The 19,302-nt window shown below is 72.0% G+C and carries 19 protein-coding genes; 12 read left to right on the top strand and 7 right to left on the bottom strand.

The genetic code is table 11. The features are described from left to right. Positions 1 to 161: 161 nt before the first annotated feature. Positions 162 to 1,271: an FAD-dependent monooxygenase gene (locus tag ACR9E9_RS03730; protein WP_435201823.1), complete on the top strand. Its 1,110-nt coding sequence runs from the start codon at positions 162 to 164 to the stop codon at positions 1,269 to 1,271. A 19-nt stretch (positions 1,272 to 1,290) separates the two neighbouring features. On the opposite strand, the gene ACR9E9_RS03725 is transcribed toward ACR9E9_RS03730, so the two are convergent. Beyond that, on the bottom strand, positions 1,291 to 2,736 hold the full coding sequence (locus tag ACR9E9_RS03725; RefSeq protein ID WP_435201821.1) for an HAD-IB family hydrolase: 1,446 nt from the start codon (positions 2,734 to 2,736) through the stop codon (positions 1,291 to 1,293). A gap of 61 nt (positions 2,737 to 2,797) precedes the next feature. Here ACR9E9_RS03725 and ACR9E9_RS03720 point away from each other — a divergent pair, with 61 nt between their 5' ends. Next, complete coding sequence (locus ACR9E9_RS03720) at positions 2,798 to 3,457, top strand: 4a-hydroxytetrahydrobiopterin dehydratase (protein WP_435201819.1); 660 nt, start codon at positions 2,798 to 2,800, stop codon at positions 3,455 to 3,457. A gap of 27 nt (positions 3,458 to 3,484) precedes the next feature. On the opposite strand, the gene ACR9E9_RS03715 is transcribed toward ACR9E9_RS03720, so the two are convergent. Beyond that, positions 3,485 to 4,309, bottom strand: a complete 825-nt coding sequence (locus ACR9E9_RS03715) for a hypothetical protein (protein WP_435201817.1) — start codon at positions 4,307 to 4,309, stop codon at positions 3,485 to 3,487. Positions 4,310 to 4,428: 119 nt separating this feature from the next. Here ACR9E9_RS03715 and ACR9E9_RS03710 point away from each other — a divergent pair, with 119 nt between their 5' ends. Then, positions 4,429 to 5,181 carry a hypothetical protein gene (locus ACR9E9_RS03710; protein WP_435201815.1) on the top strand — a complete coding sequence of 251 codons (753 nt, stop codon included), beginning with the start codon at positions 4,429 to 4,431 and terminating at the stop codon, positions 5,179 to 5,181. Here ACR9E9_RS03710 and ACR9E9_RS03705 read toward each other — a convergent pair. Beyond that, positions 5,121 to 6,368, bottom strand: a complete 1,248-nt coding sequence (locus ACR9E9_RS03705) for an MFS transporter (RefSeq protein ID WP_435201813.1) — start codon at positions 6,366 to 6,368, stop codon at positions 5,121 to 5,123. The two genes, ACR9E9_RS03710 and ACR9E9_RS03705, sit on opposite strands and share 61 nt — an antisense overlap. Positions 6,369 to 6,427: 59 nt before the next feature. Between ACR9E9_RS03705 and ACR9E9_RS03700 the strand changes: the two genes are divergently transcribed. From ACR9E9_RS03700 to ACR9E9_RS03680, 5 genes are all read left to right on the top strand, one after another. Next, positions 6,428 to 7,138, top strand: a complete 711-nt coding sequence (locus tag ACR9E9_RS03700) for a hypothetical protein (protein ID WP_435201811.1) — start codon at positions 6,428 to 6,430, stop codon at positions 7,136 to 7,138. Then, a complete protein-coding gene (locus ACR9E9_RS03695) occupies positions 7,138 to 7,878 on the top strand; it encodes a hypothetical protein (protein ID WP_435201809.1) in 741 nt (246 codons plus the stop codon). The genes ACR9E9_RS03700 and ACR9E9_RS03695 overlap by 1 nt, the downstream gene beginning before the upstream one ends. Further along, positions 7,875 to 8,627, top strand: a complete 753-nt coding sequence (locus ACR9E9_RS03690; protein WP_435201807.1) for a hypothetical protein — start codon at positions 7,875 to 7,877, stop codon at positions 8,625 to 8,627. The genes ACR9E9_RS03695 and ACR9E9_RS03690 overlap by 4 nt, the downstream gene beginning before the upstream one ends. Before the next feature lie 30 nt (positions 8,628 to 8,657). Beyond that, entirely contained in the window at positions 8,658 to 11,663 is a 3,006-nt protein-coding gene (locus ACR9E9_RS03685) for a transglutaminase family protein (RefSeq protein WP_435201805.1), read from the top strand. 120 nt (positions 11,664 to 11,783) lie between these two features. Next, on the top strand, positions 11,784 to 12,548 hold the full coding sequence (locus tag ACR9E9_RS03680; RefSeq protein ID WP_435201804.1) for an isocitrate lyase/PEP mutase family protein: 765 nt from the start codon (positions 11,784 to 11,786) through the stop codon (positions 12,546 to 12,548). Here ACR9E9_RS03680 and egtD read toward each other — a convergent pair. From egtD to ACR9E9_RS03660, 4 genes are all read right to left on the bottom strand, one after another. Then, positions 12,529 to 13,488: an L-histidine N(alpha)-methyltransferase gene (egtD, locus tag ACR9E9_RS03675; RefSeq protein WP_435201802.1), complete on the bottom strand. Its 960-nt coding sequence runs from the start codon at positions 13,486 to 13,488 to the stop codon at positions 12,529 to 12,531. The genes ACR9E9_RS03680 and egtD overlap by 20 nt on opposite strands. After that, on the bottom strand, positions 13,485 to 14,735 hold the full coding sequence (gene egtB / locus ACR9E9_RS03670; RefSeq protein ID WP_435201800.1) for an ergothioneine biosynthesis protein EgtB: 1,251 nt from the start codon (positions 14,733 to 14,735) through the stop codon (positions 13,485 to 13,487). The genes egtD and egtB overlap by 4 nt, the downstream gene beginning before the upstream one ends. 87 nt (positions 14,736 to 14,822) lie before the next feature. Continuing rightward, positions 14,823 to 15,296 (bottom strand): pyridoxamine 5'-phosphate oxidase family protein, encoded by a 474-nt coding sequence (locus ACR9E9_RS03665; RefSeq protein WP_435201798.1) that lies wholly within the window; start codon positions 15,294 to 15,296, stop codon positions 14,823 to 14,825. A gap of 65 nt (positions 15,297 to 15,361) precedes the next feature. Then, positions 15,362 to 15,985 (bottom strand): hypothetical protein, encoded by a 624-nt coding sequence (locus ACR9E9_RS03660; protein ID WP_435201796.1) that lies wholly within the window; start codon positions 15,983 to 15,985, stop codon positions 15,362 to 15,364. A 60-nt stretch (positions 15,986 to 16,045) separates the two neighbouring features. Between ACR9E9_RS03660 and ACR9E9_RS03655 the strand changes: the two genes are divergently transcribed. Genes ACR9E9_RS03655 through ACR9E9_RS03640 form a run of 4 tightly spaced genes read left to right on the top strand, consistent with a single transcriptional unit; the run spans position 16,046 to position 19,285 of the window. Then, positions 16,046 to 16,504 (top strand): MarR family winged helix-turn-helix transcriptional regulator, encoded by a 459-nt coding sequence (locus ACR9E9_RS03655; RefSeq protein ID WP_435201794.1) that lies wholly within the window; start codon positions 16,046 to 16,048, stop codon positions 16,502 to 16,504. Continuing rightward, the gene (locus ACR9E9_RS03650) at positions 16,501 to 16,923 is read left to right on the top strand and encodes an organic hydroperoxide resistance protein (protein WP_435201792.1); all 423 of its coding nucleotides are present in this window, start codon (positions 16,501 to 16,503) and stop codon (positions 16,921 to 16,923) included. Before ACR9E9_RS03655 ends, ACR9E9_RS03650 begins: the two co-directional genes overlap by 4 nt. A 5-nt stretch (positions 16,924 to 16,928) precedes the next feature. Further along, positions 16,929 to 17,939: an NADP-dependent oxidoreductase gene (locus ACR9E9_RS03645; protein WP_435201790.1), complete on the top strand. Its 1,011-nt coding sequence runs from the start codon at positions 16,929 to 16,931 to the stop codon at positions 17,937 to 17,939. Then, positions 17,939 to 19,285 (top strand): cryptochrome/photolyase family protein, encoded by a 1,347-nt coding sequence (locus tag ACR9E9_RS03640; protein ID WP_435201788.1) that lies wholly within the window; start codon positions 17,939 to 17,941, stop codon positions 19,283 to 19,285. Before ACR9E9_RS03645 ends, ACR9E9_RS03640 begins: the two co-directional genes overlap by 1 nt. The last annotated feature ends 17 nt before the right edge of the window (positions 19,286 to 19,302 follow it).

The raw sequence follows: 19,302 nt of genomic DNA, 5'->3' as shown, positions 1-19,302 counted from the left end.
GAATCCTGGCGAGCACATCTTTGTACTCAACCTTTTTGTAGTAAGTTATTTTGTGGTGAAGAGCCACTCAAGGTCAAGGGCTGACGCCCACCATTTCCACGGACAGTGCGTCACACGAACGACGAAGACGGACAAGGGAGTCCGTCGACAGGAGGACGATCATGCGGATCTCAATCATCGGTGGCGGCATCGGCGGACTCACGCTGGCCCTCGCCCTGCGCCGGGAGGGACTGGACGCCGTCGTCCACGAGCGCACGAGCGCCTTCGGTCGGGTCGGTGCCGACATCAACCTCACTCCCAATGCGGTCCGGGCCCTGGACCCGCTGGGTGTCGGTGACATCCTGCGTCGCGACGCCGCCCGCCCGCGGTACCGGATCAGCAGGGACGGGTACACCGGGGAGGAGACCTCCCGGCTGCCGATGTCCGATGCCGCCGAGGAGGCATACGGAGCGCCACAGCTGACGATCCACCGCGCGGACCTGATGACCGCTCTGGAGTCCGCCGTCGGCCCCGACGCCGTCCGTCTCGGTCACCAGCTCGAGTCCTGCGACACGACGGGCGAGGCGCTCACCCTTCGCTTTGCGGACGGGTCGACCGAGGAGGCGGACGTCGTCGTCGGCGCCGACGGGATCCACTCGGCCGTCCGCGCGAGCATCCTCGGCACCGAGCACCCCGAGTTCACGGGGACCGTCGCCTACCGGGGTGTCGTCCCCACCTCACGCATCGCGCACCTGGAGGACGTCGGCTCCTTCACGAAGTGGTGGGGCCGGGACCGGTACACGCAGATCGTCACCTTCCCCCTGACCCGCGGGGAGGAGACCTTCATCTTCGCCACCGAGCACCGGGAGAGCTGGTCGGAGGAGTCCTGGACGACTCCCGGGCGCATCGAGGACCTCCGGGCTGCCTACGCGGACTTCCACGACGATGCCCGCACGCTCCTCGACGCCTGCGACGAGGTGCTCATCTCGGCGCTCTACGTCCGCGACCCGCTGCCGACCTGGGGCAAGGACGGCGTGACCCTCATCGGGGACGCCTGCCACCCGATGATGCCCTTCATGGCCCAGGGCGCAGGCCAGGCGATCGAGGACGCCGTCGTGCTCGCGCGCAGCCTGGCCGCCCACGGGGCCCCGGACGGACTGCGGTCCTACGAGGCCCTGCGCCAGGAACGCACCGCGCAGATCCAGGTGGGTTCGCGCGGCAACGAGTGGCTCAAGGACGGCGGCAACGCGGACTGGGTCTACGCCTACGACGCCTGGGGCGTCTCGGTCTGAGCGACGCGTCCGCGAGGCGCTAGACCTCGCGCACCTGCTCATCGCCGTCGACCGCGAACCAGCGGTCCTCGTCCGGGACCGTGCCCTCGGGATAGGTCAGGGCGAGCTCGGCGAGCGTGGGGCGCGCCGGCTCGCGCACCTCGGGCGGGAGCATCTGCGTGATCGCGTCGAAGATCCGGTCCATGTCCCGCGGGACGGACCGGTACTTCAGGTCGACCGGCTCGCCGAAGCGCACCCTCACCTCGGGCCGGGAGAGCAGCTGGGTCATCCGCGGCAGCCGCTCCGACCGTGGCCAGACCTTCTCGGTGCCCGACAGCGCGAAGGGGATGACCGTCGCGCTGGTCAGGTGGGCCAGGCGCGCCGCGCCGGGGTAACCGGTCATGCCCGGCTCGAAGAAGTGGATGCCGCGCGGGATCGTCCCCTCGGGCATCATCGCGACGAGCTCACCGCCGGCGAGGGTGCGCACGGCGTTGGCGAAGGCACCCGGGCTGTCCGGGTCGTCGTTGAAGCGATCGACGACGATCCCGCCCATGGCCCGGGCGAAGAGCCCGAGCAGGGGCACGTCGAAGAGCTCCTTCTTGCCCAGGAAGCGCCCGGTGCGCCCGGTGCGACCCATCGCCACGAGCATCGTCGTGACGTCGAAGTACGAGCGGTGGTTGCCGACGAGGATGACCGGGCCGGTCCTGGGCACGTTCTCCTCGCCCTCGATGGTGAACTTGGCGTAGGGGAAGAACTCCGGGCGGGTGAGCGTCGTGACGATCTGCTGCAGCTCCACGCCGATGATCGGCACCTTGACGACCCCCGGCGACGTGTCGAAGTGCAGCACCGGCCAGCGGGCCACGGTGGCCAGTGCCTGCAGCCGGGGGTCGGGGTTGACCGCGCCCGGGTTGCCGACCGCCTTGAGCAGCGGCGCGTCGTAGATCGAGTCGGAGTAGGCGAAGGACTCCTCGAGGTCGATGCCCTCCTCGTCGGCCCACTCGCGTACGGCCGCCATCTTGCCCATCGACCACACGAAGTGGCCGTCATTGCGTCCGGTGAAGGCGCCGTCCTCGCCGACCTCGTACCGGGTGGCGATGACGACGTCGATGCCCAGACGCTCCGCGAAGGGCAGGATGAGGTGCTCCGGAGTCGTCGTCGCGAGGACGACGAGACGGCCGGCCTCGTGGTGCTCGTCGATGAGCATCCGCGCGAAGGGGGCGACCATCGGCTCGAGCACGTCTGCCGCGACCTCGGCGGCCTCGTCGAAGGCGTCGGCCGGGCGCCCCTTGGCCACGAGCACGGCCTGACGGGCCAGCGCGATCGAGCCGAGCGACTCCCCGAGGAGGTTGAAGTAGCCGAAGAGGAGCGACTCCCCCGGCAGTCGTGAGGTGACGACGCCCGTCTCTCGCATCGCCGCCGAGAGCGCCGGGCCCGATGCCTTGGGCAGCAGCGTGCGGTCGAGGTCGAAGAAGGCTGCGCCGGTCATACTCGGAGGCTACCCACGCAAACCCTTGGGATGAACACGAAAGCGCCCTAACGTGGGTCACATGAGCGACGACGCCAAGCAGGTTCTGACCAGCGCACAGGTCCACGACCGGGCCCCCGGGGCGTGGCGGGAGGTCGGCGGGGTCCTGCGCACGCGGCTGACCACCGACGGCTTCACCGAGGCCCTCGACCTGGTGGTGAAGATCGCCGCCGCCGCGGACGAGGCGAACCACCACCCCGACATCGACGTGCGGTACAACTGGGTCGGGCTGGGCCTGACCAGCCACGACGTCGGCGGTCTCACCTCCCGCGACATCGAGCTCGCCGGCACGATCTCGCGGATCGCCGACGACGTCGGCGCGGGAGTCACTCCCGAGGTCGGCACGCAGATGACCGTCGGCATCGACACCCCCGACGCCGGCGCGATCCGCGGCTTCTGGGCCGCCCTCACCGGCCACTCCCCGGCCGATGACGGCTCCCTGCCCAGTCCTGACGGGCAGCTGCCGGAGATCTGGTTCCAGGAGAGCGAGCTGCGCGAGGGTCGTGACCGCGTGCACCTCGACGTCTACGTGCCCCACGACCGCGCCCGCGAGCGCGTCGACGCCGTGATCGCAGCGGGTGGGCGCCTCGTCACGGACGAGTTCGCCCCGTCGTGGTGGGTGCTCGCCGACGCCGACGGCAATGTTGCGTGCGTGTGCACGGCGCAGGCCGCGCCGGAGTAACCTCCGGCGCCGGGCCTGCGTCCGGGGTCAGTGCGTGCCCTTCCCCCCGAAGGCCCGGGCGGCCTTCGTCGCGGCCGACAGGCGCCTCGCGTCCACACCGGGGCCGAGAGCCTTCAGCTGGGCGGCGGTGACCTTCGGTCCCGCCTTCATGACCCGATCGGCGGCGACGCGGGCGCTTCCGGTGTACCCGGTCCTGCCCTCGCTGCCCCAGCGCGCCAGCTGCTCACCGAGCCGCTCGGCCGTGGCGAGGTAGAAGGTCAGGGCCCCGAATCCGCCGCGGGCACCGGGCGCGCCGGCTCGCTGCCACTTCTTCCCGTCCCAGCCGAGGACGAAGCCGACCGAGTTGAACTCCGGGACGACCTTCTCGTAGGCCTTCCACCACGAGGGCGCACCGGCGAGGAGCGCTGCCCGGGCCTCCTTCTCCTGCGCGTCGTCGCGCCGCGTGTCCGGGTTCCCCTGCCCGGCGAGCACGGCCCGTCCGTCCGCGAAGCGCACGAGCCAGGCCCACTCACCGACCTCCATGACGTAGACCCAGTCGCCGTCCTCCGCCCGCGGACCGTGATCGTCGGCGACGCCGATGTCGGCCGCGGTCCACACGGCCACGTACGCGGCCCACCGGTTCCGCAGGTCCTCCGGCGAGTCGAGGTCGACCGTGGTCAGCGCACCCGTGGTGCCGCCGCCGGACGCCTCTGCGGTCGAGGACGAAGAGGGCGCATCGTCGCCGTAGTCGTAGGTGGTGGACTTCTGGTCGGCGAGGCTCGGCTCCGTCTCGTCCGAGCAGCCCGTCAGGGCGGCAGCCCCGGAGAGGCCGGCGATGGTGGTGAGCACGCTGCGGCGGGAGATCTGCTCCACGGTCCCTCCTCGATCGTCCACGCCGACGATACGTGGTGCGATCTCCACCGGCCACGCACGAGGCGTGAGAACCTTCTCCCGTGGGGACCGCACTTCGTCGACGACCTGAGAACGGCTTCATGACCGCACGCACCCGCAGGTTGGCCCCCTTCGCCGCCGTCCTGTCCCTGGGGCTCCTTGCCGCCTGCGGCAGTGGCGAGGACTCGGCATCGACGAGCCCGCCCGAGCCGGAGTCCTCGACCGTGACGGTCACCGAGACGGCTGCGCCCGAGAGGACCGACGGACCGGCCCAGCAGGAGCTGACGACGAAGCAGATCGCCGCTGCCCTGCCGACGCTCAAGGACGCGCCCAAGGGCTTCGTCAAGGACGACCGCATCGAGTCGGGGGAGGCCAGCACCCGGCAGACCGACCCCGATCGGTGCCGGGCGGTCTACCTCGACACCGACGAGATCCGCGCGTGGAAGGAGGAGCACCTCACCGCCATCGACGGCGTGCGCTACTCCGAGCCCGGCGACCGGGCCGGCCGGCCGAGTGCCTCGACCTTCATCGCCACCTACGACGAGCCCTTCCCGAAGGAGTACTTCGACGAGGCCGGCTCGATGCTCGGGAAGTGCGCGACCTTCGAGGAGAAGGGCTCGGCGAGCGGCACCTGGATCGACAAGAGGACGAGCAACATCGTCGCCCCGGTGGTCGGCGACCAGAGCTACGCCCACCGGTCCGGCGTGTTCGATCTCGACCTGACGATCGACCAGCTGTGGGTGCGCAGCGGCCACAACGTCATCAACATCCGGGTGCTCACCAGTTACTCGCGCTACTCCGACGAGACCATGTCCGACTTGGCGGACAGCGTGCTCGAGGACCTGGAGGGCTGACCCCTGCGGCGCACCAGCGCCAGCGGCAGGGTCGCGAGCGAGATCGCCGCGGCAACGAGCAGCGCCTCGGTGAAGGAGGCCCCGGCGGCGATGGCCCCGACGAGGACCGACCCCAGGCCGGTGCCGGCATCGAAGCCGACATTCCACACCGCGCTCGCCGTGCCGTAGTCCCGGCGGGAGACCGAGGACAGCGCCAGGACGAGCGTGAGGTTCTGCAACCCGCCGTAGGCCAGACCCACGCAGAGCACGCCGACGAGTAGCAGCGCCGCAGCGGTGCCCCCCTCCTGCGAGAGGGAGACGGCGACGAGCACGAGCCCGAGACCGGTGAGGAGGACGAGTGGCCACAGGAAGGTTCCCGGTCCCCAGCGGTCGGCCCAGGCGCCCATCCTCCAGCGGCTCAGGGCCGCCGCGCCCGTGAGCAGCAGCAGCGCGGAGGTGGCCAGCCAGGCCGCCCCGGCGAGGTCGCTGGAGAAGGTGATGAGCGCACCCCCCGCGAGGGTGACACCCAGGAGCAGCAGCATGGGGCGCAGGAGCGAGCGGTACACCTGCCGGCGGGAGTGCGTGACCGGCGAGTCATCCGGGACGACGATGATCGACCGCCCCGCGAGCAACGCAGGGATGCAGCCGAGGAGTGGCACAGCTCCGGCGGCGAACACCACCCCGAAGCCCACCTCCTCCGCCAGCCAGGGACCGGCCGGCATGAGGAGCACCTGGGGGACGGCGATCGCCAGCCCGTAGACCCCGACGGCTGCGCCCTGCCGTCGGGGATCGACGAGGTTGGCCACCGCGGCGCTGCCGGTGACGGTGAGGATCCCGAAGCCCAGCCCGCGCACCGCGGCGAGCGCGAGGATCAGCCGCAGGTCGTCGGAGAGCAGGTGGCCGAGCGCTGGTAGCCCGAGCAGCAGGTTGCCCACCGCCATGACCGGTCCCCACCCCCAGCGCCGGACCGCCGCCGGCACGAAGGGCTGGGTGAGCACGGTGAAGAGCATGAGCACGCCGTTGACCGCCCCGACCCCGACCGAGTCGGCTCCACCGTGGGCGGCCCAGAGCGGCGCGACGGGCATGAGCGCGGAGAACCCGGAGAACCCGGCGAGGGTCATGCCCAGGACCGCCGGCATGCCGGGGGTGCGCCACACGGGTGTGGAGGCGGAGATGACCATCCCCGCATTGTCACCGAGACGGGACACAACTGCTGCCTCGCCCTCGTCCGGACCTATCGTGGTCCCGAGGAGACGAAGGGAACATCATGGTTTTCGCACGAGCAGTCGTCCGGGGCAGCGCCGTGGTCGCCGCCCTGGCGCTGACCAGTGCCTGCCTGCCCGGCGATGGCGACGGAGGTGGTGGCGGCGGCGAGCCCGAGTCGACGGCGAAGGGGGGCCAGCAGCTCACCGAGGAGCAGGCCACGTCCGCGCTGCCGACGAAGGAGCAGCTCCCCGCAGAGCTCACCGTGGACGAGACCGAGGACTCCCCGCGCGATCCCGAGTCCACCTCCTACCCGGCCACGTGCCGCGACGTGGAGCTCGACGGCGAGGAGGGCCGAACCCTCGACACACACGTCCGGGCCAAGACCAGCCAGAACTACTCCGGAGACTTCGGCGGGGTCGTCAGCGTGACGGTCGTCAGCCACGACACCGCGGTGCCCGGCGAGCTCTTCGACGCCGCCGGGGCGGCCCAGAGCACGTGCGCCGAGTTCACGAAGATCGACAAGCAGGGCACGACGAAGTGGGCGATCGAGCCGGCGACGCTGCCCCCGATGGGCGATCGCACCTACGTCGTGGGGCTGGAGATGTTGTCGGGGGACAAGATGTTCGTCGGCGGCAAGGTCCAGCTCGCAGGAGTGTCCCTGGGTCACAACCTCGTCTACATCGTCTACAGCGCGGCTCCCGAGTCCCAGCTGTCCACCCAGGTCGTCGAGGAGATGGCCCGCACCACGGTGGACAACCTGGAGGAGCTGTGATGCGGTCCGCCCGCGTCGTCGGCGTCCTGGCCGCGCTCGCCCTGGCCGGGTGCTCGGCCCTCCCGGGTGGGGACGAGCCCACCTCACCGCCCGCCACGTCCTCCGGGTCCGAGTCGACGACGGACGAGGGTCCCGTGACCGGCGCCGGGCGTCCCCTCGACGAGGCCGAGCTGCACAGGGTCCTGCCCTCGCCCGCCGACCTCGGTCCGGACTGGGCGCACGACCCGGCCAAGACCATCTTCGAGACCGAGACCAGCGACATCTCCCCGAGCGCGTGCGCTCCCCTGCTGCTGAAGGGGCCGGAGCGCGACAAGGTGCTCTCCAGCCAGCGCGCCCGGGTCCAGGACAACTACGTCCGGGGCGAGAGCACGGTGGGCCACGGCTCCTTCATGGGGATCTGGGCCTACTCGACCGACGAGGCGATGCCCTCGCGCCTCTTCGACGACGCCGGGTCGCTCATCGGGACGTGCTCCAGCATGGAGGTCACCCAGGCCGACACCGGCTCGGTCAGCACCTACCGCAGCAGCCAGCTCCCCTTCCCCAACATGGGGGACCGGACCCTGGCGCTGCGCACGAAGATCTCGCAGAGCCTGCGCACGGTGACGATGGACTACGTCGTCATCAAGGTCGGGCACAACACCGTCTTCGTCGTCAACGGCGACTACCTCGAGGAGCCGGACACCTCGGCCACCGAGCGGGCCGCCCGTGCCGCGCTGAAGAACCTTCGGGAGAGCACGTGAGGCCCGCCCGGGCGATCGCCGTCACCACCGTCACCGCCCTCGCGGTCGCCGGGTGCGTCGGCCCCCTCGCCGGCGACGACCCGTCCTCGCCCCCTTCGTCCTCCTCCGCGTCGCAGGGCACGACCCCCAGCCCCACCCGGTCCACGGACTTCGGGCGGGCCGAGCGCGAGCTCACCGACGCCGAGGCGAAGCAGGTCCTGCCGGAGAGGCCCGCCGACGCCACGCCGAACGAGAGCGCCACCGTCAAGCAGCGGCGCACCGACCCCGAGGTCTGCATCGACCTGCTGCGTCTGGGCTGGCAGGGCCGCACCGCGAAGACGATGCGCACGGCGTATGCCGAGAGCGACTACTTCACCGACGCCGACGACCTCGAGACCTACCAGGGCTACACCCTCTCGGTCTCCTCGCACTCCTCGCCGGTCAGCCCCGGCCTGCTCAGCCGCGCCGGCGACGCCCTCGGCCAGTGCGAGGCCTTCGCCTTCACCGGCACCTCCGCGGGCAGCTCCTTCGACGACCGGATCCTCGCCGAGGGCCTGCCGGTGCGCAACATCGGCGAGCAGACCTTCGCCGTGCGACTCACGAGCTTCGTCACGCTCAAGGGCAGGACCCACCGGATCTACCTCGACCACCTCGACGTCCGCGTCGGCCACAACCTCGTGTCCGTGCGCTCGGCGAGCTACCGCGAGAGCAACGGCACCGAAGAGCTGGAGAAGAAGGCCCAGGAGATCCTCGACAACTTGGCGAAGTGAGCTGCGCACCGGCACGCCTACAGTGGGCACGTGACCATCCGCGTGGCCCTCGAGCACCGCACGAGCTACAGCTTCGCTGAGCCGGTGCAGGTGTACCCGCACACGATCCGGTTGCGGCCCGCCCCGCACTCCCGGACGCCGATCCCGAGCTACTCGCTGCGGGTGGAGCCGGCGAACCACTTCATCAACTGGCAGCAGGACCCCTTCGGGAACTGGCTGGCCCGGGTCGTCTTCCCCGAGAAGGTCGAGCGGCTCGAGATCACCGTCGACCTGCTCGCCGACATGACGGTGATCAACCCCTTCGACTTCTTCGTCGAGGACTGGGCGACGACCTTTCCCTTCGTCCTCCCGGAGCAGCTGCGGGCCGATCTGGCCCCGTACCTCCACCCCATCGGCGACGACGGGGGCACCACCGCACCGGAGGTCGTCGCCTGGCTCGAGGACCAGCTGCCCGACCTGCTGAGCGGCCCCGCGGACGCCGCGCCCGGCCGGGGCACGCCGATCGTCGACTTCGTCGTGGGCCTCAACCGGGCGATCCGCGGCAGCGTCGACTACACGGTGCGGCTCGAGGCCGGCGTGCAGACCCCGGCCCGGACCCTCCAGCGCGGCATCGGCTCGTGCCGGGACAGCGCCTGGCTGCTCGTCGCGGCACTGCGCCACCTCGGTCTCGCGGCCCGCTTCGTCTCCGGATACCTCGTCCAGCTGACCGCCGACCTCGGTGCCGTCGGTGACGGCGCCGACGGACCGGCGGAGGACTTCACCGACCTGCACGCGTGGGCCGAGGTCTACATCCCCGGCGCCGGGTGGGTCGGCCTCGACGCCACCTCCGGCCTGCTCTGCGGCGAGGGACACATCCCGCTCTCGGCCACCCCGCACCCCGCCTCGGCCGCGCCGATCACCGGGTCGACCGGGCCGGTCGAGGTCTCCTTCGACTTCGCCAACAGCGTCACCCGGCTCGCCGAGGACCCCCGGGTCACCCGACCGCTCGACGCCACGCAGTGGGCCCGGGTCGACGAGCTCGGCGAGGCCGTGGACGCGCTGCTGGCGAAGGGCGACGTGCGCCTGACGATGGCTGGTGCGCCGACCTTCGTCGCGGCCGGCGGCACGAGCGACCCCCAGTGGCACACCGCCGCGGACGGTGAGGAGAAGCAGGCGCTGGCGATGGCCCTGGCGGTCCGGCTGTCCCGGTCGGGGACGTTGCGCCACCACGGTCCGGGCCGGGGGCGCCCCGGCGTCCCGCTCCCCGGCTGGCAGATCACGCTCGCCGACCGCGCCGACGGCCTGCCCCTGTGGCACGACCCGACGCTGCTCGACTCACCATGGGGCGTCGGCCGTCTCGACTCCGGCAGTCCCGAGGCGGCCGACGCCGCCCGCGACCTCGCCACCGGCATCGCCCGTCGGCTCGGGGTCGACCCCGCCACCCCGGCCGTCGAGCACCGCGACGGACACCTCTTCGTCGTCCTCCCGGCGCTCGAGGACCTCGAGGCGGCGATCGAGCTCGTCGCCGCCATCGAGGCCGCCGCCGCCGAGCTCGGGCAGCCGGTCGTCCTCGAGGGCCATCCGCTCCCCGACGACGACCGGGTGCGCACGACGTCGGTGACGCCGGAGCCCGGGGTCATCACGGTCGGCGTCGCCCCGACCGCGTCCTGGCACGAGCTCGTCGAGCAGACCGAGTCGATCCACGAGCACGCGCGGCAGATCCACCTCGCGAGCGAGAAGTTCGACCTCAACGGGTCGCACACCCCCACCGGCGGCGGTAACCACCTGACCCTCGGTGGCGCGACCCCCGCCGACAGCCCGCTGCTGCGCCGCCCGGACCTGCTGCGTTCGCTCCTGACCTACTGGCAGCACCACCCGGCGCTGAGCTACCTCTTCTCGGGTCGCTTCATCGGCCCGAGCTCGCCGGCCCCCCGTGTGGACGAGGGCCGCCCCGACGCGCTCCACGAGCTGGAGATCGCCTTCGCCCAGATGGACCACCTCCTCGCGAGGGAGCCCGTCGAGGAGCACGGCGCCGAGCCGTGGCTCGCCGACCGGCTCCTGCGCCACCTCCTGACGGATGTCACCGGCAACTCGCACCGGTCGGAGCTGTGCATCGACGCGCTCTTCGCCCCGGGCCCGGAGCAGGGTCGGCTCGGCCTGCTCGAGATGCGTGGCCTCGAGATGCCCCCGCACCCGCGGATGGCGCTGTTGCAGGCGCTGCTCGTCCGTTCGCTCGTCGCCCGTTTCTGGGCGGAGCCCTACTCCGGTCCCTTGGTGCGCTGGGGCACCCGGTTGCACGACCGCTACCTGCTGCCGGCCTTCGTCGCCGCCGATCTGCGCGACGTCATCGAGGACGTCAACCGCTACCTCGAGTCGGCCGGCGCCGGGCGCATCGACCCCGCCTGGTTCGACTCCTTCCTCGAGTTCCGCTTCCCCCGGCTCGGGGACACGCTCGTCGGCGGCGTGGAGCTCGAGCTGCGCACGGCGCTCGAGCCGTGGCCCGTCCTCGGCGAGGCCGGCCCGACCGGCCCCGCCCGGACCGTGGACTCCTCCGTCGAGAAGCTGCAGGTGCGCGCCGTCGGCCTCGTCGAGGGACGTCACGTCGTCACGTGCAACGGCGTCCCCGTCCCGATGGCCCCCGTGGCCGAGCACGGGTGGGGTGGTCCCGTCGGGTCGAAGGGGAGCACCGGCGCCTTCGTCGGCGGCGTGCGCTATCGCGCCCGGACGTCCCCGTCGGCGCTGCACCCGACGATCGGGGTGCACGCGCCACTCGTCTTCGACCTCGTCGACCGGTGGTCGGGCCGCTCCCTCGGGGGCTTCACCCACCACGTGACCCACCCGGGCGGCGTCTCCTACGACTCCTACCCCGTCAACGCCGCTGCCGCGGAGTCGCGCCGGGCCGCACGCTTCGTCACCGACGGACACACCGGCGGTCCCATCGACGTCGCCGCGCTGCCCGACCCGCTGACCGGTCTCGGCCCGGCCGTGACGGACTTCCCGGTCACCCTCGACCTGAGACGCTTCCCGGGGACCGATGGCGGCACCGGAGACTCCTGATCGACCCCGTCCCCTCCCCGGGTCGATGTTCGAGAGTGCGCCCAGGGGCTCCGTCGGACATCGACCCGCTCAGGGGGGAGGGCCCTTGCCGCATCGGGCACGGCTTGCGAGGCTGGGCGGATGGGCACCGTGCAGAGCAGGGCCAGCGAACTCCTTCGACTCCACCACTCGGGTCAGACCCTCGTCCTCCCGACCGTCTGGGATGCCTGGTCGGCGGGGGTGGCCGCGGACGCCGGCTTCGCCGCCCTGAGCATCGGCAGCCACCCACTCGCAAACTCCCGCGGGCAGGGTGACGGCGAGGACATGAGCCTCGATGAGTCGCTCGACGGCATCCGCCGGATCTGCTCCGCGGTTGATCTCCCGGTCAGCGCCGATGTCGAGTCCGGCTATGACACGCCCGCCGGCGAGCTCGTCGAGCGGGTACTCGAAGCGGGTGCCGTCGGGATCAACGTCGAGGACACCGTGCACTCCGAAGGGAGGGTGCGCGAGGTCGCCGAGCACGCCGACTACATCGCGGCCCTGCGCCAGGCCTCGGACGACGCGGGCGTCGAGCTCGTCATCAACGCCCGCACCGACGCGCTGCTGCACGGCACGTCCCGGTTCACCGACCCGCTCGCGGAGGCCATCACCCGCATGACCGCCTGCGAGGCGGCCGGCGCCCGCAGCGCCTACCCGGTGAAGGTCCCCGACGCGGCATCACTGCGGGCGTTGCAGGCCGCCCTGTCCATCCCGGTCAACGTCACCGCCCACCCTGTCGACGGGGCGCCGTCAGGCTCGCTGGCCGAGCTGCGCGAGCTGGGGGTGCAGCGCATCACCTTCGGACCGCTGCTCCAGGCGGCGCTCACCGAGCCCCTGACGGAACTCCTCAGGCCCTGGGCTCCCTGAGGTCCTCGCTCGCGCGGGCGAGGGTCAGCGAGAAGTCGCCTGCCTCGTCGGTCCAGCTGGTGACCGGCTCCAGCCCGTGGCCTGCCAGCTCGGTGCGCAGCCCCTCCAGCCGGAACTTGCGGGAGATCTCGGTGCGCAGGTACTCCCCCTTCGCCAGGCGCCAGCGACGGCCGATGCCCGTGAAGTCCGCGTCGATGTCGCGCACCGCCCGCAGCCGCATCTCGATGCGCGAGGCCCCCTCGTCCCAGGCCGCCTCGTGCACCCAGTCCTCGCGGTGCAGCCCGGTGACCGGGACGGTGTGGTTGATGACGTCGACGAGGTTGAGGTCGAACTGCGCCGTCACTCCCGCAGCATCGTCATAGGCCGCCACGAGCCGGGCCGGGTCCTTGACCAGGTCCGCCCCGAGGAGGAAGTGGTCGCCCGGAGCGAGTGCCTGCCGCACCATCGCCAGGAAGCCGCCGCGCTCCTCCTCGGTGAAGTTGCCGATCGTCCCCCCGAGGAAGAGCAGCAGCCGCTCCCCCGCCTCGCCGACGAGCGGCGGGAGGTGGTGGAAGTCGGCGACCGCGGGCTCGACCGTGAGCGTCGGGTACTCCGCGCGCAGCTCCTCCGCGGTCTCCAGCAGGACCTCGCTGCTGATGTCCAGCGGCGCGTAGACCGCGCGACGCCCTCCGGCAGTGAGTGCGTCCAGGAGCACCCGGGTCTTCGCGGACGTCCCGGCCCCGAGCTCGTCCACGCCGTGGGCGCCGGTGATCTCGATGATCTCGGGGCTGCGCTGCTGCAGGATCTCGCGTTCGGCGCGCGTCGGGTAGTACTCCGGCAGGCCGGTGATCTCGTCGAAGAGACGACTGCCCCGCTCGTCGTAGAACCAGCGCGGGGGAAGGGACGGCGTTTCGCCCCAGAGGCCGGCGCGCAGGTCGGCCTCGAGCTCGGCACGGCTCACCGCGCGAGCCGCAGTCCGGCGAAGACCCAGCGGGAGTCCGCGGGGAAGAAGTTGCGGTAGGTCACCCGGGGGTGGTCCGGCGGCGTGACCGCCGAGGCCCCGCGCAGCACGTGCTGGTCGTTCATGAACTTGCCGTTGTACTCGCCGACCGCGCCGGGCGCGGTCTCGAAACCCGGGTAGGGCAGGTAGGCGCTGGCCGTCCACTCCCACACATCGCCGAGGCTCACCTCGCGAGCCACGCCGGGGTGGCAGCGGGACGGGTCGAGCAGGCCGCCCAGGGCCGCCTGGCCGCTCGACGCGTGGGCCTCCCACTCGTGCTCGGTGGGCAGGCGGTGACCGGCCCACCGCGCGAAGGCGTCGGCCTCGAAGAAGGAGATGTGGCAGACCGGCTCGGTCGCGACGACCGGCCGCCGGCCGGACAGGGTGAAGGTGGTCCACCCTTCGTCCTCGTCGTGGCGCCAGTAGCCGGGCGCACGCCAGCCCTCGGACTGCACCGCCGCCCACCCGTCGGAGAGCCACAGGTCCGGGCGCTCGTAGGCACCGTCGGCGATGAAGTCCTGCCACTCCGCGTTGGTGACCTGGCGGCACCCCACCTCGACGTCCTCGAGCCACACCCGGTGGCGCGGCCGCTCATTGTCGAAGGTGAAGCCCTCCTCGCCGGCACCGACGTGCGTGAGCCCGCCGGGCACGTGCGTCCAGCGAAGGGGGCCCGGTCCGGCCGTCGGGTCGGGGTCGAGCGGCCGCTCGACGTACGCCGGCTGCAGGACGTTGCCGGAGAGCAGGTGCTTCAGGTCGGTCAGGAGCAGCTCCTGGTGCTGCTCCTCGTGGTGGCAGCCGAGCTCGACGAGCGCGAGCGCCTCCTCGTCCAGCGTCCCGGCGGCGACCCGGTCCGCGACCTGCTGCTCCACGTCCTCGCGATAGGCGGCCACCTCGGCGACACCGGGCCGGGTCACCTGGCCCCGCGCGGATCGTGGGTGCCGCTCGCCGATGGCCTCGTAGTAGCTGTTGAAGAGGTAGCGGAAGGCCGGGTCCCGCGGCCGGTACCCGGGGTCCGTCCCGAGGACGAACTCCTCGAAGAACCACGTGGTGTGGGCGCGGTGCCACTTCACCGGGCTGGCCGCGGTCATCGACTGCGGTGTCTGGTCCTCGGGTCCGAGGTCCCGGGTGAGCCGGTCGGTGCGTGAGCGGACGTCGCGGAAGCGGTCGAGCAGGGCCGAGGCCTCCGGGCGAGCAGAGATGGTGGTCATGGTGTCCTCCGTGCGACGAGGTCTGACGTACCCCGCCGGGCATCGAGAGTTCGAGATCGAGCTTCGGACACCGTCGACATTACCCGGTCACAGTGACACGGTCCCGGAGTCGCCGGGCTGCGCCTGGTGGTCGCTGACGACCCCCTTCGCCAGCTCGATGACGAGGGCGGCCTTGCCCGGGGACTCCCAGTAGGAGGCCGTGTCCGCGGTGACGGTGAGCACCGTGCAGTTCGGGTCCTCGGGACCACCGGGCATGAAGGCGCTCGCCGACGCGTCCCAGAGCTCCTCCAGCAGGGCCTGGTCGTCGTTGCGCTGCGCTGCCCCGCTCAGGCTGACCCACCCGGAGTCGGAGGAGTAGGCGACGTTGACCTGGGGGTGCGCCGCGATGGCGGGCATCTTGTCCGCGTCGGCCCGGGTGAGGAAGTGCACGACCCCGGGGTCGTCGAAGTCCTGCGTCCCCATCGGCATCGAGACGAGGCGTCCCCGCTCGTCGACGTAGGTGAGGACCGCGATCCGCGTGTCCTTCATGATCTCGGTGACGAGGTCCTTGTGGTCTGCCATGTCATGACTCCTGACTGCATCGGTCTCGGTGGGGCACACCCCGTCCTACCCGCTCAGGGTCGCTCTCACACGCGGCGTACGACGGTGGTCGTCACCCGGGTCAGGGAGGGGCGCTCGGGCGTCGAGCTGAACCCGAAGCGCGGCGGTGGGGTGACGCCGGCGACCTCCCCGAGGTCGGCGCCGTCCCACGTGCCCGCGAGGTCGGTCACCGCGTGCTGGTCCCGGGCGCCGTAGTACTCGCGGCGGCCGTGACCGGCGCTGCCGCGGGTGCGCACTCCCGGAAAGACCACGCGAGCGACGGGATCGGCGACGGTCGCGAAGGTCCGGCTGCGGGCGACCGGGCCGGGTACGGCACACAGCAGCCTCCCGACCCCGGTGCGTGTCCCGATCCCCACACCCACCCGGAGGGGGCCGGCGTCGACCTCCCACCGGGCGCCGCCGTCGAGCTCCGCCACGCGTACGGGGGCGAGCACGACCTCGTCGAAGGAGTAGGTCCGCGTCACGTACTCGGCCACCCGCTCATCGGGTGCCAGCAGGATGCGCCGCTCGTCGGTCGTGGCAACCATGACATCGGTGAAGCGCCCGAGCGGCGAGCGGTGCCAGTCACCCACGACGAGACGCAGCCCGCTGCTCGACCCCGCGCCGAGGATCCGTCCGTCGAAGCGGTCGATGACGCGTCGGGTGCCCATGCGTCCATCCAACACCCCCGTCCCATTGCGCACAACTCAGTTGTGTGCAATCCTCATCGGGTGCAGACGGACCAGCAGCTCGACCAGCAGCTCTGCTTCGCCCTCTACGGAGCGGCGAAGGCAGCGACAGCGGCCTACCGCGACTCCCTCCACGAGCTCGGCCTGACCTACACCCAGTACGTCACCCTGCTCGCCCTCTGGGAGCGCGACGCCCGCACCGTCTCCGACCTGGGCGCCGACCTGCGCCTCGACAGCGGGACCCTCTCCCCCCTTCTCACGCGCTTGGCGGCCAACGGCCTCATCGAGCGTCGGCGCGAGGGGGCGGACGGGCGACAGGTGAGCATCCACCTCACCGACGCCGGTCGCGATCTCGAGAGCAGGGTCGCCGCGATCCAGCGCCGCCTGCACGATGCCGTCGACATGAGCAGTGACGAGCTGGCCACCCTGCGCCGGCTCGCGCACCGCTTCAGCGAGTCCGTCGGCGACACCACCCACCCCACCGAAGGAGCACCACGATGAAGACTCTCTACACCGCCGAGGCACTGGCCACCGGCGCCGGCCGCGACGGCCACGGCCGCAGCGCCGACGGACGCCTCGACCTCGACCTCGCCGTCCCGACGGACATGGGCGGCTCGGGCGAGGGCACCAACCCCGAGCAGCTCTTCGCCGTCGGGTACGCCGCCTGCTTCCACTCCGCGCTGCAGCTCGTCGCCAAGGAGTCGAAGGCCGACACCAGCGACTCCGCGGTCGGCTCCCGGGTGCACATCGGCCCGACCGACGACGGCGGCTTCCAGCTCTCGGTCGAGCTCGAGGTGACCCTGCCGAACGTCGAGGGCGACGCCGCCCAGCAGCTCGCCGACCGGGCCCACGAGGTCTGCCCCTACTCCAACGCCACCCGCGGCAACATCGATGTGACCGTCACGGTCACCAAGGACTGATGCACATGACCACCACTCCCACGTCCACCCGCCACTTCGTCCTCGCCTCCCGTCCGCACGGCGCGCCGACGAACGACAACTTCCGCCTGGAGACCGCAGAGGTCCCGGACCTCTCGGACGGTCAGGTCCTCGTGCGCAACGAGGTCATGTCGGTCGACCCCTACATGCGCGGCCGGATGAACGACGTGAAGTCCTATGTCCCGCCGTTCCAGATCGACGCCCCGCTCGAGGGTGGCGCCGTCGGCGAGGTCATCGCCTCGCGATCGGATGATGTCGCCGTCGGGTCACACGTCGTGCACGGCCTGGGCTGGCGCGAGCACGCGGTCCTCCCCGCGAAGGGGGCCACGGTCGTCGACACCGACATCGCCCCCGCGTCCGCCTACCTCGGCCTCCTGGGCATGCCCGGCCTGACCGCCTACGTCGGGCTCACCGCGGTCGCCGAGATGCGCGAGGGGGACACCGTCTTCATCTCCGGCGCGGCCGGCGCGGTCGGCCAGGTCGCCGGTCAGATCGCGAAGCTGCTCGGCGCAGAGCGGGTCGTCGGCTCGGCCGGGTCCGCGGAGAAGGTCGAGCGCCTGCTCGAGCTCGGCTACGACGCGGCCTTCAACTACAAGGAGAAGCCCGTGGCCGAGGGGCTGCGTGAGGTCGCCCCGGACGGCATCGACGTGTACTTCGACAATGTCGGTGGCGACCACCTCGAGGCGGCCATCTCCGCCCTTCGCCTGCACGGCCGGGTCGCCCTGTGCGGTGCGGTCTCGCAGTACAACGCCACCGAGGCCCCCGCGGGTCCGCGCAACCTCTTCCAGGCCATCGGCAAGGGCCTGACCCTGCGCGGTTTCATCGTCGGCCAGTACCCCCAGCTCGCGGCCGAGTACCGCGCGAAGGCCGCCGGGTGGCTCGCCGAGGGCCGGCTGCGCGGCGACGAGACCTTCCGCGACGGGCTCGACGGCGCCCCGCAGGCCTTCATCGACCTGCTCGAGGGGGCCAACACCGGCAAGATGCTCGTCCGCCTCTGATGAGCACCGCGCTCCTGTGGTTCCGGCGCGACCTGCGGCTGCGTGACCATCCGGCCCTGCACGAGGCCGCCGGCCGGGGCGACGTGCTGCCCCTCTTCGTCATCGACCCGTCCCTGTGGAAGCCCTCCGGCGGGGCGAAGCTCGCCTGGCTCGCCGCGACCCTGCGCAGCCTCGACGAGTCGATGGACGGGCGGCTGGTCGTGCGGCTCGGGGACCCGGCCGAGGTCGTGCCCCGGGTGGCCGCCGAGGTCGCGGCGGACTCGGTGCACGTCAGCCGTGAGAACGAGCCCTACGGCATGGCGCGGGACCACCGGGTCGTCGCGGCGCTCCGGGAGGCCGGGGTGGAGGGTGTGGCGACCGGGTCCCCGTACGCGGTCGATCCGGGCACCCTCACGACGAAGGGGGGAACCCCCTTCCGGGTGTTCACCCCCTTCGCCCGGGCCTGGCAGGAGCACGGGTGGCCGTCGGCCCTCCCGGCACCGCGCGGGGTGCGCTGGGTCGAGGCGGACAGCGACGGCCGCGTCGCGGCGATGATCGACCGGGCGATCCGGGAGTGCCCGATCGAGCTGCCCGCGGCCGGCGAGGAGGCCGCCCGACGACGGTGGGAGCGCTTCCGCGACGGGCCGCTGCAGGACTACGACGGCGACCGGGACCGGCCCGACCGGGACGGCACGTCACGGTTGTCCGCCGACCTCCACCTCGGGGTCCTGCACCCGCGGCAACTGCTGGACGACCTCGACGCCCGGACCGGTGCGGGTGTCGAGACGTACCGCACGGAGCTGGCGTGGCGGGAGTTCTACGCGGACGTGCTGCTCGCCGACCCCGAGTCGGCCTGGCGCGACCTGCGGCCGCTGGCGATCCCCTACGACGAGCCCGAGGACGCCGTGCAGGCCTGGCGCGAGGGGCGCACCGGGTACCCCTTCGTCGACGCGGGGATGCGCCAGCTGCTCACCGAGGGCTGGATGCACAACCGGGTGCGCATGGTGACCGCGAGCTTCCTCACCAAGGACCTGCACGTGTGGTGGCCCACCGGTGCCCAGCACTTCCTCGACCACCTCGTCGACGGGGACCTCGCCTCGAACAACCACGGCTGGCAGTGGGTCGCCGGGACCGGCACGGACGCCGCCCCCTACTTCCGGGTCTTCAACCCCGTCACCCAGGGCCAGCGTTTCGACCCGGACGGTGACTACGTGCGCCGGTGGGTCCCCGAGCTGGCGCACCTGCCCGGCAAGGCCGCCCACGAGCCGTGGCGGCACGCGGACGGCTACGAGCACGACTACCCGCGGCGGATCGTCGACCACGCCGAGGAGCGCAAGGTCGCCCTGGAGCGCTACGAGTCCCGATGACCCGGGTCAGGCCGAGC

The organism is Janibacter sp. GS2, from assembly GCF_051200835.1.
Classification (GTDB): Bacteria; Actinomycetota; Actinomycetes; order Actinomycetales; family Dermatophilaceae; genus Janibacter.
This window is presented reverse-complemented; position numbering and strand designations above follow the sequence as displayed.

Coding starts and splice junctions, on each gene's coding strand:
- ACR9E9_RS03730 (WP_435201823.1), top strand. CDS start 162: ATGCGGATCTCAATCATCGGTGGCGGCATCGGCGGACTCACGCTGGCC.
- ACR9E9_RS03725 (WP_435201821.1), bottom strand. CDS start 2,736: ATGACCGGCGCAGCCTTCTTCGACCTCGACCGCACGCTGCTGCCCAAG.
- ACR9E9_RS03720 (WP_435201819.1), top strand. CDS start 2,798: ATGAGCGACGACGCCAAGCAGGTTCTGACCAGCGCACAGGTCCACGAC.
- ACR9E9_RS03710 (WP_435201815.1), top strand. CDS start 4,429: ATGACCGCACGCACCCGCAGGTTGGCCCCCTTCGCCGCCGTCCTGTCC.
- ACR9E9_RS03700 (WP_435201811.1), top strand. CDS start 6,428: ATGGTTTTCGCACGAGCAGTCGTCCGGGGCAGCGCCGTGGTCGCCGCC.
- ACR9E9_RS03695 (WP_435201809.1), top strand. CDS start 7,138: ATGCGGTCCGCCCGCGTCGTCGGCGTCCTGGCCGCGCTCGCCCTGGCC.
- ACR9E9_RS03680 (WP_435201804.1), top strand. CDS start 11,784: ATGGGCACCGTGCAGAGCAGGGCCAGCGAACTCCTTCGACTCCACCAC.
- egtB (WP_435201800.1), bottom strand. CDS start 14,735: ATGACCACCATCTCTGCTCGCCCGGAGGCCTCGGCCCTGCTCGACCGC.
- ACR9E9_RS03665 (WP_435201798.1), bottom strand. CDS start 15,296: ATGGCAGACCACAAGGACCTCGTCACCGAGATCATGAAGGACACGCGG.
- ACR9E9_RS03660 (WP_435201796.1), bottom strand. CDS start 15,985: ATGGGCACCCGACGCGTCATCGACCGCTTCGACGGACGGATCCTCGGC.
- ACR9E9_RS03650 (WP_435201792.1), top strand. CDS start 16,501: ATGAAGACTCTCTACACCGCCGAGGCACTGGCCACCGGCGCCGGCCGC.
- ACR9E9_RS03645 (WP_435201790.1), top strand. CDS start 16,929: ATGACCACCACTCCCACGTCCACCCGCCACTTCGTCCTCGCCTCCCGT.
- ACR9E9_RS03640 (WP_435201788.1), top strand. CDS start 17,939: ATGAGCACCGCGCTCCTGTGGTTCCGGCGCGACCTGCGGCTGCGTGAC.